13 protein-coding genes are annotated in these 14,691 nt (G+C 44.2%); 1 reads left to right on the top strand and 12 read right to left on the bottom strand.

All coding sequences use genetic code 11. The features are described 5' to 3' along the window. Window position 1: 1 nt before the first annotated feature. From LDX50_RS21015 to LDX50_RS21005, 3 genes are all read right to left on the bottom strand, one after another. Window positions 2-631, bottom strand: a complete 630-nt coding sequence (locus LDX50_RS21015; protein ID WP_225698174.1) for a class I SAM-dependent methyltransferase — start codon at window positions 629-631, stop codon at window positions 2-4. 64 nt (window positions 632-695) lie between these two features. Beyond that, complete coding sequence (locus LDX50_RS21010) at window positions 696-2,357, bottom strand: serine hydrolase domain-containing protein (RefSeq protein WP_225698173.1); 1,662 nt, start codon at window positions 2,355-2,357, stop codon at window positions 696-698. A 126-nt stretch (window positions 2,358-2,483) separates the two neighbouring features. Continuing rightward, window positions 2,484-3,194: an NUDIX hydrolase gene (locus tag LDX50_RS21005; RefSeq protein WP_225698172.1), complete on the bottom strand. Its 711-nt coding sequence runs from the start codon at window positions 3,192-3,194 to the stop codon at window positions 2,484-2,486. Window positions 3,195-3,278: 84 nt separating this feature from the next. Between LDX50_RS21005 and LDX50_RS21000 the strand changes: the two genes are divergently transcribed. Next, window positions 3,279-5,690: a glycoside hydrolase family 3 C-terminal domain-containing protein gene (locus LDX50_RS21000; RefSeq protein WP_225698171.1), complete on the top strand. Its 2,412-nt coding sequence runs from the start codon at window positions 3,279-3,281 to the stop codon at window positions 5,688-5,690. Window positions 5,691-5,736: 46 nt separating this feature from the next. Here the strand turns inward: LDX50_RS21000 and LDX50_RS20995 are convergent, their stop codons facing one another. The 9 genes from LDX50_RS20995 to LDX50_RS20955 form a co-directional block, all read right to left on the bottom strand. Further along, entirely contained in the window at window positions 5,737-6,516 is a 780-nt protein-coding gene (locus LDX50_RS20995; RefSeq protein ID WP_225698170.1) for a DUF6090 family protein, read from the bottom strand. Window positions 6,517-6,571: 55 nt separating this feature from the next. Beyond that, window positions 6,572-7,342 carry an SDR family NAD(P)-dependent oxidoreductase gene (locus tag LDX50_RS20990; protein ID WP_225698169.1) on the bottom strand — a complete coding sequence of 257 codons (771 nt, stop codon included), beginning with the start codon at window positions 7,340-7,342 and terminating at the stop codon, window positions 6,572-6,574. A 163-nt stretch (window positions 7,343-7,505) separates the two neighbouring features. Further along, window positions 7,506-8,228, bottom strand: a complete 723-nt coding sequence (locus tag LDX50_RS20985; RefSeq protein WP_225698168.1) for a class I SAM-dependent methyltransferase — start codon at window positions 8,226-8,228, stop codon at window positions 7,506-7,508. Window positions 8,229-8,284: 56 nt separating this feature from the next. Continuing rightward, window positions 8,285-9,160 (bottom strand): ATP-grasp domain-containing protein, encoded by an 876-nt coding sequence (locus LDX50_RS20980; protein WP_225698167.1) that lies wholly within the window; start codon window positions 9,158-9,160, stop codon window positions 8,285-8,287. A gap of 43 nt (window positions 9,161-9,203) precedes the next feature. Further along, complete coding sequence (locus LDX50_RS20975) at window positions 9,204-9,956, bottom strand: DUF6090 family protein (protein ID WP_225698166.1); 753 nt, start codon at window positions 9,954-9,956, stop codon at window positions 9,204-9,206. After that, window positions 9,953-10,750 (bottom strand): DUF6090 family protein, encoded by a 798-nt coding sequence (locus LDX50_RS20970; protein WP_225698165.1) that lies wholly within the window; start codon window positions 10,748-10,750, stop codon window positions 9,953-9,955. Before LDX50_RS20970 ends, LDX50_RS20975 begins: the two co-directional genes overlap by 4 nt. A gap of 17 nt (window positions 10,751-10,767) precedes the next feature. Continuing rightward, complete coding sequence (locus LDX50_RS20965; RefSeq protein ID WP_225698164.1) at window positions 10,768-12,300, bottom strand: amidohydrolase family protein; 1,533 nt, start codon at window positions 12,298-12,300, stop codon at window positions 10,768-10,770. Between the two features lie 38 nt (window positions 12,301-12,338). Beyond that, window positions 12,339-13,616 (bottom strand): neutral/alkaline non-lysosomal ceramidase N-terminal domain-containing protein, encoded by a 1,278-nt coding sequence (locus LDX50_RS20960; protein WP_225698163.1) that lies wholly within the window; start codon window positions 13,614-13,616, stop codon window positions 12,339-12,341. 86 nt (window positions 13,617-13,702) lie between these two features. Beyond that, window positions 13,703-14,674: a zinc-binding alcohol dehydrogenase family protein gene (locus tag LDX50_RS20955; protein ID WP_225698162.1), complete on the bottom strand. Its 972-nt coding sequence runs from the start codon at window positions 14,672-14,674 to the stop codon at window positions 13,703-13,705. Between the last annotated feature and the right edge of the window lie 17 nt (window positions 14,675-14,691).

Raw genomic sequence — 14,691 nt, 5'->3', positions numbered from 1 at the left:
TTCACTTCACAGTGATCTTTCGGAAGGTACAGAAAATGTAGTTCTGAAGTGATCCATGTGGTGTTTTATGATCTGTCTTAAAGCAATGGATTTTCTCAAAGTAAGGATGAAACCGCTGGCAAAGAGTTTTTTCCGAATATTGCCGGATATTAATGCCGCTGCATGTATCAGGCCCCTGTTCTGAAAATGTTCCTATAACCAGGATGCCATCATGATTCATGTTATTGCCGGCGATGTCCGCATATGCTGAAATTTCTTTTTCATCTGTCAAAAAATGAAATGTTGCCCGATCATGCCAAAGGTCATATTTGCCTACAGGTTTAAAGTCAGTCACATCTGAAATGATCCAGTTCACTGTTTTTCCGGCATCTCCCAGTCTGTTTTTTGCATGATTTATAGCAGTTTCAGATATATCCAGAACAGTAATGTCGGTGTATCCAAGTTTGATCAACTCGTCGACAAAATAACTGTCTCCGCCACCGATATCTATAATTTTCGCGTTTAGAGACAGCTGACATTTCAGAAATATGTCGAGGGATATGACAGGCACAGATTGATACCACCCCAGATCCTTTGTTTCTTTTGTATTATAAATCGTATCCCAATGCTTTTTTCTATCTAGTTTATTCATTGATGCATCCAATCAGATAGAATCCATTTTTCAGTGTATGGCGCTTTACATGCTAAATATGTTTCTAACGCTTCACAAATAATAGATTCTTTACCCTGCCGGCAGCAAGCCTGAAGCTTCCGACGCTTCCATCACCTTCGCGGCTAAAAAGAAAAGTTCCATATTGATCGTTTGAAAACATCTCAGACATAACCGCATCAAGGGGTGAAATTTTGTTATCGTTGATATACAACATGAGGGATTCATTCTCCAGTCTGAGGACGTATTGGACATCCAGTTCTTCACTGTAATAGGTTCCCTCAAAATCGGTGAGTTCAGAAACACTGTAGCTTCTTGGCTGATATCTTTCAAACCGCGATGGTGGTTCCTCATTTACTGTAACGACCATGGACCGGTCACCGCTGGTTTCAAATTTCACCAGGACGCTGGCTCCCACATTGATCATTTTAAATTCATCAGGACCGATTGGAACCAGGGCATTCTCACTGTTTTCATTGCGGTAATAACGTAAGGTGTCATCCCTTACATAAATTTTCCTCGAGTAACTGTTTGCTTCACTCCAGAAATCGCCGGCAAACTGTTGAAGCTTTTGTGCCGAAATCTTTTTAACAGTTGCTGTTTTCTTTCTCTGTTGTGGTTCTTCCGGTAAATCCCTGAATTCATTCTCCAGCATAATGTCGGCAATCTGATAACACATGGCGGTTGGGTTCGCATCTCCACGGTTCGCAAAAAGCGCGATTGATAACCGTTGCTCCGGGAAACGAAAAAAATCTGCCCTGAAACCTACGAATGCTCCGCCGTGACTGATGAGTTTTAATCCTCTGTATGTGTCAATTCCCAATCCTGCTGCATAGTCCAGTTCTTTACCGTTGTTCAGTTTGCCTGGCTCTGTCATGACCGACCAGAATTGTCGGGTGAATATATCTGAATCATAAAATGCATCATCCCATTTTTTAATATCATTGATCGTGGTGAAAATACCCCCGTCGCCAATCATATCAAGTGTTGTCATACTGATCTGGTATCCTCCCTCACGTTTGGGCAAATAACCCGAAGCCCGGTTCTTAACGATCATAGTATGATCATTATGGAAGTGCGTATTTGTCATTCCCAGGGGCTCAAAAATCTCCTTCCGCGCAAAATCAGCCATGTTCATTCCTGAAACCTCTTTTACAATTTGCCCTAGAAGCCAATAGCCGGAATTGCTGTAGAGGTACTCATCCCCGGGCAGGAAATTCAGGTCTTGCTGCCGGATAAGCCATTTCATAACATCTTCATCGGTGTAAAAGGTATCATCACCATGCCCTTTCAAATAGGAGATTGCCAGGTAGTCCCTGATGCCGCTTGTATGATTCAATAAATGACGAATGGTTATGGATGAGGCATAGGCCGGAAAATCCGGAAAAAATTTATCAAGTGTATCATCGAGGCTCAGCTTTCCCTGTTCAGACAGGAGTACAATGCAGGCAGCGGTGAACTGTTTGGAGGTGGAGCCAATACGAAACACCGTGTTGGCTGTGTTGGGGATATCATACTCCAGGTTGGCAAACCCATATCCTTTGGCATAGATGAGTTCACCGTTACGTATGATTCCTAACGCGGCACCCGGTGATCCGGGCTGAGACCATTCCGCAAAAATACTGTCGATTGAGGAAAATTGATCTGGCTGCCCGTGTGCATGAATCATGATTTGAAGACAGACCAGGAACAGGAACATTTTTTTCATAACGGGAAGGATGGTTGAATTAATATTTAAGTAAGTGCTTGCAGTCTCAATTCACTTTCTGAACAAGATAATGATTAAATATTATTTTAAATAGGTGATTTTGAAGGGTTCAGGTTCAGCACGAGGCTATTTTCGAATGGAATATTGGTACGGATTCCTTCCCGGTGTTTCTTTTTTTAACTTCGGCAGCCGCTTGAATCTTCCGGAGGCCAGCATTTTCTTTTGGAACCGGCTGCGGTCGAGTTTCTCTTCCAGGATGGATTCATGAAGCTGGTGCAATTCAGGCATGGTAAATTGCTCAGGCAGCAGGTTGTAGGAAATATGCTCACTGATAATATCCTCCTTGAGACGTTTTCTGGCTTCCTGAACAATGGAGGCATGATCCATCCACATATCCGGCAACTCATCCAGACTGAACCAGGCAAACGATTTATCGAAATTGGAGACAGTAGGGTGGGTTTCCCCGATATTTACCAGCGAGTAGTATGCCAGAGTGACAAATCGGGTGTTCAGCCAGAAGTCATCGTTCCATGGCTGACCGGTATGAATGAGAAATTCTTTTATTTCATGACTGAATTTGCGCTGTGAATCTCCGAATACCGACAGGAATTTGAAATGGGGATTTTCCAGACCGGTTCGTTCTCTCAGATTACGTTCCACTGCTTGCTGAACAGATTCATCAAGCTGTATAAACCCGCCGGGAAGGATCCACTTGTCACCAATCTGCAGCAAAAGGCATTTCAGAACACTGTCTTCCTGGCCAATGATCACCAGATCAATCGAAAGGTTTGGCAGGAAATGATCCTGTCCCTTTTCCAGAAATTCTTTTAAATCCATTTACGAAAACAACAATGTTTGTGACATTATGCCACAAAAAATATGTATATTTGTGGCGTTGTGACACAAATATAATCAGAAATAATGAAAAAGGGTTTGAAAGTTTCTTTGATTGTCCTTGGTTCCTTACTTGGACTCCTGCTTATCGCGGCTACTGTAGGTTGGATTTACGTACGTTCTACATTCCTGAATTTTGAAAACGAATACACTGAAAACAAAGATATTCAGGAGGTTACAATAGATGGCTACACGTTTCCTGACCGAAATGGAAATGGTATGCTTGATATTTACGAGGACTCAAGGCGTTCAACATCCGAGCGTGTCAATGATCTGCTTTCACAGATGACCCTTGAAGAAAAGATTCACTTGCTAAAGGGATCGGGATTGGCATCGGCCTTAGGAAATACAGATGCGACAGAAGGAATTCCGGGTGCTGCCGGTACGATTGTGGCGACACCGCGATTGGGCATTCCCACGGTATACCTGTCAGACGGACCCGCCGGTCTGCGTATTGTACCGATCCGTGAAAATGATGATGCCACCTATTACTGCACGGCTTTTCCCATTGGAACCCTGCTGGCTTCAACCTGGAACACAAGTCTGGTTGAGAAAGTAGGTACTGCCATGGGGAATGAGGCCGTCGAGTACGGTATTGATGTAATTCTTGGCCCGGGAGCGAATATTCATCGCCATCCCTTATGCGGGCGGAATTTCGAATATTATTCAGAAGACCCGATCCTTACCGGCTATATCGGAGCCGCTATGGTGAATGGTATTGAATCCAATGGAGTAGGGGCATCGGTCAAACATTTCGTTGCCAATAATCAAGAGACGCGCAGACTTCAAAATGATGCCATCGTTTCTGAACGCGCACTGCGTGAAATTTACCTGAAAGGTTTCGAGATCATCGTTAAAGAATCCCAGCCATGGACGATCATGTCGTCCTACAACAGAGTTAACGGGACCTATGCTTCGGAAAGCAGGGAATTGCTTACAGATATTTTGCGGGATGAATGGGGATTCAGAGGGATCGTGATGTCCGACTGGTTTGGCGGACAGAATGCACCTGCGCAAATAGCAGCAGGAAATGATCTCCTCGAACCCGGCACCAGGCGTCAGTGGGATGCGCTTCGGGAAGCGGCTGCATCAGGGGAACTGTCGGAAGCCGATATCGATACAGCCGTAAAACGAATTCTAACCCTGGTCATTGAGTCGCGAAAGATGCAATCCTATGTTAACGGGAATAACCCTGATCTGGAAGCACATTCAAAGATCACCCGGCAATCTGCTGCCGAAGGCATTGTGCTTCTTAAGAATGATCAGTTGCTGCCACTGAGGCAGCCCAGGAATATTGCCTTGATGGGTGTTACATCCTACGATTTTATAGCCGGTGGTACAGGATCCGGTGACGTGAATGAGGCCTATACGGTTTCTCTCCGGGAAGGACTTGAAAATGCCGGCTTCGAGATCAATGCTGCAGCTGTCGAAATCTATAATCAGCACAAAGCAGCCAATACTGATGCATTTTTTAAGCCTGAAGGCATTAATGCCATGCTGGAACCGTATAATCCACCACAAATCAGCTATACAGATGCCATGTTCGGGGAATTTGCCCAAACGGCGGATATCGGAGTTGTTACTATTGGCAGGAACAGCGGCGAGGGTTATGACAGGGTTGAAACAGATGACTTTTTATTAACCCAGGTGGAAAAGGATATGATTGAGCGTGCGAGTAAGGCATTTCATGCAGTGAACAAGAAGCTTCTCGTCGTACTGAATATTGGGGGAGTGATCGAAACAGCCTCATGGAAAGATCAGCCGGATGCCATTCTGCTGGCCTGGCAGGGCGGACAGGAGGGAGGAAACTCCGTTGCAGACATATTGGTTGGAAATGTGAACCCAAGCGGTAAGTTACCCATGACGTTTCCAGTACATCTTAATGATCACGCTTCAAATGCTAACTTCCCGCTGGACGGCGAGCCTTTTGACTGGAAGACGATGATGTTTTCCAGTGGTGAAAGAGCTGAGGATGAAAAGATCAGGAATAAAGATTATACCCTGTATGAAGAGGGTATTTATGTGGGTTACCGTCATTTTGATAAAGCCGGTCTTGATGTTTCCTATCCCTTTGGTTTTGGCCTTTCATACACAACGTTTGAATATTCCGCTATGGTAACCGAAGTCGTGAATGACACCGTCGATGTTAAATTGACCATTATCAACACTGGTAACCTGGCGGGTAAGGAAGTGGTACAGTTTTATGTTTCCAAATCCAATTCTTCGATTGATCGGGCCCCCCGGGAATTAAAATCCTTCAGTAAAACACCGGAACTTAATCCAGGGGATTCCATTGAAATTTCCATAAAAATACCGGTGGCTGAATTACGTTACTGGAACGAAGATCAGGGGGGCTGGGTACTGGAAAATGGGAGTTATAAAGTACAGGCTGGCGCGTCTTCCAGGGACATAAGGGTGGAAAATGAGATAGAATTGTAATTTACTGTAGGAAATGCCCCGTTGGTGATCATTCCGGACTATGCATTTAATCTGCATTCCGCAGCCGGTCGAGTTCCTGTTCGATTTGACTGTTGAGCCCATTTGTCCATCGGATAATCCTGGTATAGTTTCTGATTTTGAATATTCGTAACCAGATAGCCTCTTGTAATTTTAATATCAGGAGGTCATCCTTTAGCATCTCCTCATAGTTGTGGATCATCGTCGGATAGATAAAAATGCTGTCGTTCTGGAAGTTGGGTAAATAATAACCGCTGCCGTCGGTTACTTGTGAATATTTATCGGCAAAAGGTGTCATAAATTCAAAATTCCGGATGGGCGCTTTATCTCTTCCAAGGCCCACAACCCTTTCGAATCCCAGCTGGTATAAATTTGTAATATTTTCCCGTAACGTATCATTTCGAAGCGTTCTTAGTCCGACGGATTTCAACGCCTCAAAACCGGATGTTTTTGGGAAAAACTGATCGTCGTTATTGGTATTTCTTAGATAATCCACGAGTGAATCTGTTAATGGATTTTTTTTGATGAGATGATCCCTGAGTTTTGTTGTCATGTCAAGTCGCTCATTGTGTGTTGCCAGACCAGACATCAAATCTCGCAAAGAGGCACTCAGATCATCCTGTATTTCCTCGTAAATATTGATTTCAGTTTTTCTTGATTTTCGTTCGTCATTCCATGTATTTACCTGTAAGGCCATGAGTATTCCAATCATGACCAGAAAAATTTCGCCAAGGGCATAGAGAAGGTACTTCCTGATACTGTTTTGGGAAACTAATTGTTTCCTGATTTGACTGAATAGTTTGATCATGGATTATTGAGCAGAAGCCCTGTCTGGAATAATACTAATTTTTTTGAGGTCAGCACTACATAGTCAGGGTAAGTCCGCCATCAACGGTAAGTGTTGAACCGGTGATATAGCTGGATTCATCCGAACAAAGGAATAATATCGATTTCGCCATCTCTTCGGGAAGACCTGCACGTCTCAGGTGTACCGTAGGGAGTAATCCCTGATCATAAAGTTCATCACCGACAATGCCCCGAAGTCGGCGGTGCATGGGAGTATCGGTAACACCCGGACAAAGAAGGTTCACCCGAATTCCCTGTGGCGCAAGTTCTGCGGAAACGCTGGACGTCAACCCGATCAACCCGTGCTTAGAGGTTACATAGGCAGATCCTGTTGGAAAGCCCAGAAATGAATTCACCGAGCCGATATTCACAATGGAACCGCCATTTCCAAGTTTTATCATCGCCCTGGCTTCGTATTTCATGCTAAGAAATATTCCTTTCAGGTTTATATTCATGACGTTGTCCCAGTCCTCTTCAGACAGGTCGGTGATGGCACCGAAATTACCTTCAATCCCGGCATTATTAACCGCATAGTCGAGACGGCCAAACACATCCATCGTATGTTCCACCATTTGTTCAACACTCTTTGCATTGGACACATCTGTTTTAATGGCAGATGCCTGTCCCCCCATATTTTCAATTGATTCCACCAGGCTATCAAGTTCATCTTTTCGGCGGGCGGCAACGACAACTTTTGCTCCCTTTGCGGCAAAAGCTTCGGCGGTTGATCTTCCGATCCCGCTGCTGGCCCCCGTGATCAGGGCTACTTTATCTTTAATTGTACTCACTAATGGTATGGTTTAAATGAATAAATATCTAATTGTCCACTTCGTTTAGTCACGAAAGAATTTGATCATTGAATTGAAGAATAAATTATGATGCCCATCCGGAACGACAGATAAATTAGTCATTTATTTCCAATTAATCTGAAATCAGATCCAGGGGTAATACTTATTTTGCTCCGTAAACACCTGTCGCGCAGCCGAAGAAGAAGTTCTTCACATTTGACTTAAGTCCGGCTTCGACCAAACATGAATGGAAATATTCACATGTCCCGAAATCGGCGCAATACCGGCCCAGCATTCTATAGTCGTCAGTATTTCCGAGGAAGATCTTTCCGATTAATGGAATGATTATTTTCAGGTAGAACATATAGAGCCATTTCAGCACCAAAGGTTTGGGCTTTGAGATTTCAATAAACGAAAAGGTTCCGCCGGGTTTTAAAATACGATGAACTTCCGCAGCTAAAATTTGTTGCTGTTCCTTCTTAAATGTTTTCAGTCCGAATGTGGAAACGATAAAATCTGCTGATTGATCAGGTATATTATTTTTCAGCACATTAGCATTCCTGATTTCAATATTTTTTGACTTTAGCCTGTTGAGATGATTCGCCGCTTTCCGATTCATCTCGTCTGAAATATCTACTGCAATAATCCTGCAACCATCACCCAGCCGTTCCTGAATATCCCCCCAGGCTTCTCCCATTCCAGACATGAGATCATATCCGGTTGGGGTACTTTTCGTTAATGCAAGTTGATTCAGGCATTGTTTTCTCCAGATCGCTGTGAACCCAAACGAGGTAATGAGGTTTGCCAGGCCATAGGTCTTGGACATTCTGTCGAACATTCCGCTCACAAACTCCGGATCATAGATGTCTGTATTGGGTTTACTCACAGGCGGTTCCGTTATTAACCATCTCCTTCACAAGGTGAAATTTCATCGGGAAAATGTCATGCCTGAACCCTTTTCAATTGGTCATCGATGCAGGCGGCGAAACGTGTGGCCGATTTTGGATCAAACCTGAAATAGAGGCATGGTTCGATCAATTCCAGTTCCATCAATGCAAAATCATTCCGGGCTGTGCGAACGAGGTCGACACGGGCGTACATGGGTACAGCCGGAAGCGCCTTCATAGCTTTCCCGGCTGCCTCAAGAAGCCTCGGTTCCGGGTGTATGATGGGAATCACGTCTCCGCCGTGCTCTTCCTGGACGCGAAAATCTCCATTACCAACCGTCTTCAGGATTACGTGGCTCAGTTCACCATTGAAATACATCAGTGAAAACTCGCCCTCTTCCACAATATACTTCATGAACGGTTGAAGAATGCATTCCCTGTCCTGGAACAGTTGAATGACCTTGTGAGAAACTTCAGTATTCTGCTTTGGGATCCGGAAGGTGTCATCTGCATTGGCGCCAATGATGGGCTTGATGATCAACTCACTGGTTTTGAAGGTTTTATAAGCCTTTTCAATGTCTGAATGATTCGGCCCTGTTTTTCGAATGGACGGGACAAGCTGTATGCCTTTTTGTTCCAGCTCAAAGAGATAGTTCTTATTGATGTTCCAGCGGACAATACTTATATCATTGAGCAATAAAGCAGAAGATTTCTCGATTTGTTCGAGTACATCCAGGAATTGTTCCAGGTGATCCTGGTAATCCCAAGGACTGCGAATCACAACCACATGATAGGCATTCCAATCGGTGGGCTGGTTCCAGGGGATATTATCGACTTCCCATCCCAATTTTGTCAAGGGCTCATGAACAAGATCGTCATCGATAAACCAACCTTCAGTATTCGCGATCGAGAGAAAAGCACATTTTGGCATACAGGCTACTTGTTAGCGACAGAATTCAAATTGTTTGGGTTGTTTACTTTACCTGACTTAAATATAAATCAACATCATGAATTATTTCACGTGAATTGGATAAGGAATATTCGAGCTCCTCTTTGGTTTCTGTGAACAGGATGCGTTTGAAATTGCTGATGCCCTGGAAAGTGGCTGCGAGGTGACTGTAATCGATTTCCGACCAAACGAGGGAATCGATCAGAGGCCCCTGGTCGTGAATAGGTGTGGACCCAAAGGTATATGTATTTACGTAGGAGGTGATCTTTTCCTGATAGTCACGGGTAGTTTTTTCGACCCGGTCTTTCAGGGAAAATTTACGGTTGTAAAATGTCTTGATCTTCGATTTGAGCGAATCCGGCAACTCTTCGATCAAACTGGTCTGATTAAGGCTGTTGAAGGAATTTGTGTTGTAAATAATTTGGGCGCTCCAGTTAGGGTTGAATTCAAAGCGCATGATCCGGATTAAAGTATCTACTGTGGCAGCCGGCTGGGCGACCCGTGACCTCAGCGTTTCATTGAATTCATATTGTTGGGTTATAAAGGGCAAGCGATCGGTGATCAGCAAAGTATCCTGGATCAGATCGCCTTTCAAGGCAACCAGGAGGCTCTGAGTTTCCGATCTCGTTTTTCTCTGTTCATTCAAGGTGTTGATTTGAAGTGCAATGAGTATGCCGATTACTACCAGGATAATTTCCCCAATGGCATATTTGAAATAGCTGACAGTTTTACTTTCACTCAGCATTTTTAGCCTGATTTTTCGGAAGAAATTAATCATTCGGATTTATTTATTTCGGCATCGATCATATTGATAATTTCCTGTGCTGTTTCAATGAGTTCCCTGGATTGTAGCAATGAAACGGATATCGTGAGCTCCCTGGTAGTAAGAGAACTTTCAAAGTCGGGGTCTTTTAATAAACCAGCGTAATCGCTTTCAAACGGACTTGGTGACTGGCTTTGGAACAAAGCATATCCCCTGTAATCAATGCTCCGGTATACATCGTACAACGCAACATATTGCCGGACCACGGGAAGTACCATGTTATATAGGGCGTTACTCGAATATACTTCATCTTCGGTAATGTCTGCGACCTGTTGAGGCCAGAGGACCAGCGCATTCTTAATTGAATCGTTGCTTATAATATTTATTTTACCTGAATTGAATAGAATATTCAGTGTTTCCGACTGTCCATTGTATGTGGGGTTTATCAGAAGTCCGGCGATCAGGCTGTCTATGCGCTGTTTTGTATAGTTGATTTGTTCGTCCCGGATTAGTGTATACAGTGAAGATGTTTTTGAAATAATCTCCTCCCTGAAGGCATTATTCTCCTCAAATTCAATGATCGCGTTGATGAAATCCGTCCGTATATTACGCAGCGTAGAAATCTCTTCTGCCCGTTGTTTCTTTTGTTCGTTCCAGGTGTTGATCTGCAGGGCAATTAATATGCCTATCACGACCAAAATGATTTCCCCGATGGCATAAATCAAATACCTGCTGAATCTTCCCGAAGCGCTGGAAGGGCTGTTACGGTTAATCAGTTTAAGTCTTATTGTTCTGAAGAATTTGATCATATCACACGGTCAGCTATTTATTGTTTTTTGAATTTACCATAAATAGGCTGACCCGGGTAAACATTTTTAACGGTTTTCCCTTCATTCACCACAAGAACCCCGTTCACCAGCACGTAGTGAATTCCCTCCGAAAACTTTAAACCTTCATCAAAGGTTGCGCGATCGATCACTTTATCCGGATCAAAAACAGTGATATCGGCATCGGCTCCTACCTGGATTCTTCCTTTGAACCGCATCATGGGAGATATCGTTTCGAGTCTTCTGGCGGGTAAGAGTGTCATTTTTTCTATAGCCGTGGGCAGGCTGATTACTTTCTCTTCCCTAACATATTTACCCAGGACCCTGGAAAACGTACCTGCAGTACGCGGATGGGCAAGTTTTGCGTAAAACATACCATCGGAAGATATAATCACCTTATCTGCGGCAATACCTGTGCGAATCCAATCCGGCTTCATCATATGAACTATCACTATACCACCCTCTTTTCGCTTCTCGATAAAAGTCTTCTCCGTTAATCGTTCACCTGTTGCAACCCATTGTAGATCGTTGTAGGAAATACCGAGCCGCTCCTGCCATCCGTCGTCAAACAGTGCGGTTTCAATCCCCGTTGATGCAGCGGTGTAGGGATATAATTCCGTAGTGATATCAAAGCCCCGCTGCTGTGCTGCTTGTAACATTTCCAGTGCCAGGCCAATTTCACTGCGGGCCATGCTATTCACATGAACGATATGCAGAGGAGCACCGGTTATGACCGCATCTGAAATGGATTGTTGTATGGCCATCGTTCCGCCTTCCCGTACATGGGTGAAAATCGGCACCTGCATTTCTCCCGCGAGCTGATATATTCGGTAGATCTCTTCCCGACTGGACCCGGTTACATATGCAGGTACCAATCCAATGCCAACACCGCCTTCCCGAAGGGACTCCTTCACATGTTCGAGCATACCCGGAAGTTGATCGGCTGATAGTTCTGTATATAATGCCGGCTTTACCTCGTCGAGGATAATATCCACGCCCTTATATTGGCCACCTGATATCCGTTTTTCAATTTCTTCAACGCCTGATTTCATTTCGGGATTGTCCAGACTTCGGCAAAAAGCCCAGTTGACACTTGCTCCGTAGTTGATCAGCGCATTTGAAGCCCTTGATTCATACCAAGCCCTGAGCATCGGTACACCCCATTCCAGCTCCAGCGCTGAAGTTACCCCGTCTCTTACCTGATATTCCTGTTCCACATTGGTAACGCCATGTACATGCAGGTCGATAAAACCGGGAGAAACCACCAATCCGGAAACATCAATTGTTTGTTTGCCTGACAAACTTCCGGATGAAATTTCCATGATTCTGCCATCACTGATTCCCACATTCCGGATGTCGTCCATTTTGGTTTCAGGATCAATCACACGGCCGCCTTTAAGGACTATGTCATATTGGATTTCAGATTGAGCATTAACGACAGATGTGCCCAAAGCCGAAATAGCCAGGACAACTAATAGTGAAAAGAATATATGATGATTGGAATTCTTCAGGAGGATTAAATATTCAGTCATTTTGTTATTCAATAAATAGTTAGCAGTGGTTGGGATAATCATTCCGGGTTTGTCAATGATTCGATTACCTGCAAAATGATTTCGCCGGCATTTTTGTCGACCGACATTCCGGTCAGGTATTCTGAATGGGGGATTTCATTTTCCGCGTCGAAGAAATCAGGTGTTACAATGTATCCCAAACCATCCATACCCAATCCCAGGACGAATTTTGGCCCGGTGGTATTCATCAATTTTTTTGATTCCAGTGAATAAACCGGGGATGTTTCACCCGGGTGGGTAATAAACTCAGCATCCCCGACCCTGAACCAGGCAATTTCGGTTTCAACACTATCGGTGATAGCACGATCAATAACTCCCATTGATGCGAGTTGCCTGAATCCTTCATTCGAAACCGGCAATGAAAACACACTTCGATTGAATTGAATATCGGTTGATACCGTTGCTTTTGAATTTTTGAGGGAGGAGAGTACCGCATCGGCCAGTTCGCGACCTCTTTTAAATGCATTCGGAAAGCTTTTTTCTTCATACTCGGGTTGAACCCATCCTCCGATGGAACCTTGCAAATACTGGTTTGTTCCGCCTAATTCCTGGTCCATCGCCTCATAAAAACCTCCAATAAAGTCGGATGATACCTCATCATTGGTTCCGTCCATAAAGGTTGGATGACAAGCAAAATTTGTGAGTGTGGCGATCGAGTTGCCGTTTAAATCGGTGAATTGCAACACGCCAAGTGATCGGTCAAGTTCTTCCGGTTTCGATATATTATAGACCCAATCTTCTCCGTAGGTAGTTTCTGCATAGTGCAACTCAGCAGGCTGCTTCTGTTCAAATGCTTCGATAATTTTGGCTGCGGCTATCTGTACAAGTCTTTGCATATATTCCGTATTCACACCAGAACTCTGCTGATTTTGCCCCCACAGACCGACCACATCCGGACCGCTATGGGTGTGGGTAGATGAAGATACAATATGTGACGGATCCAACAATTCAGGGGAGATCTGCCGGGCTACGGCTTCACGGATTTCAAGAAGTGTTGGGTAAAGCAACCCAATGCAATCGACCGTTATTATGGCCACGGTGTGTTGAGAATCAGAAACAACGACGGCCTTTACAAAAAGCGGGTCATGAACACCTGAAAATTTACGGTTATTTCTATCACCTGCGATGAAATCGCCTGGTGCGGGGTTTATAATTCCAAAGGCTGCACCTACCGATAATGAGTTTTCCGAAGGTTTATCCGAAGCACATGAAGAGATCAGCATCTGACTGCTTAAAAATATGATTCTGATGAAAAGGCTTTTGAATTGATATATCATATTTCACAGGGTGGGTCGGCACAAAATTTCCGATAATATACATGAATTAATGGATAATTCCGGCTGTAAAAGGAGGGTGAAAGGAGTTATTTCAACTCAACCACAATCTTACCTTTCGCCTTATTTTCCTCCATATACCTGTGGGCCTCAGGAACCTGTTCGAGTGTGAATACCTTGTCAATATTTAATTTTACCGAACCCTTTTCCACTTCATCGATGAATTCCTGAAGCAATCCTTTCGGGAGATTGGATGATTCACCCATGTATACGGTAAGTTTCCCCAATGAGGGGATATCACCCATTGGCGTGAATTCTTTCATAGTCCATTCGTTCCCGAGGATCCCGGTCATGCATACCATACCACCCGTCTTGATGCACTTTAACGAGTCTTTCAATGTGCGTGTGCCTATTAATTCAAGGACTTTATTGACTCCTTCAGGATATATTGTTTTTACTTTTGAGGAAATCTCGCCATCATCAATTACCACATGATCTGCGCCATTGTCTTTGAGTGCTTGTACTTTTTCATCAGTACGCGTTGTGGATAAGACGGTCAGCCCTTTTGTTTTTGCCAGCTGACAGGCAAGCATTCCGATTGATGAGGTTCCTCCCCGAATGAGAAGGGTTTCTCCCTCCGAAATTTCCAGTGCCTGATTCAGAGAGCCCGATACTGTCTGGAACATTTCCGGAATAGCTCCCAAGATATGCCAAGGTAACCTGCTTTCAAAAGGCAATACGATTTCAAGCGGCACGAGGGTAAATTCGGCATAGCCACCATCATAAAACCTGCCCATACCACCCATTAAAGCGGCCACCTTTTGCCCTTTAGCAAAAGTATTCGAGGGATCTTCTTCAATATAACCTACGCACTCTATACCCTGAATTCTCGGGAATTCAACACCCGGTGAATCTCCTCTTCTTGTAAAAAGCTCCGACCTGTTTAGTCCGAATGCTTTAACCCTGATCAGCACCCAACCCGGTTTGACCTTTGGTTTCATTACTTCCCTCAGAAGGATCACTTCTGGGTTTCCGGGGGTTACTGTCACAGCTGCTTTCATAGAGGTGGGTTGTTCAG

It is taken from the genome of Fulvivirga sedimenti, assembly GCF_020328055.1.
The sequence above is the reverse complement of the archived record's forward strand: the minus strand, read 5'-3'. Positions and strand labels throughout refer to the sequence as shown.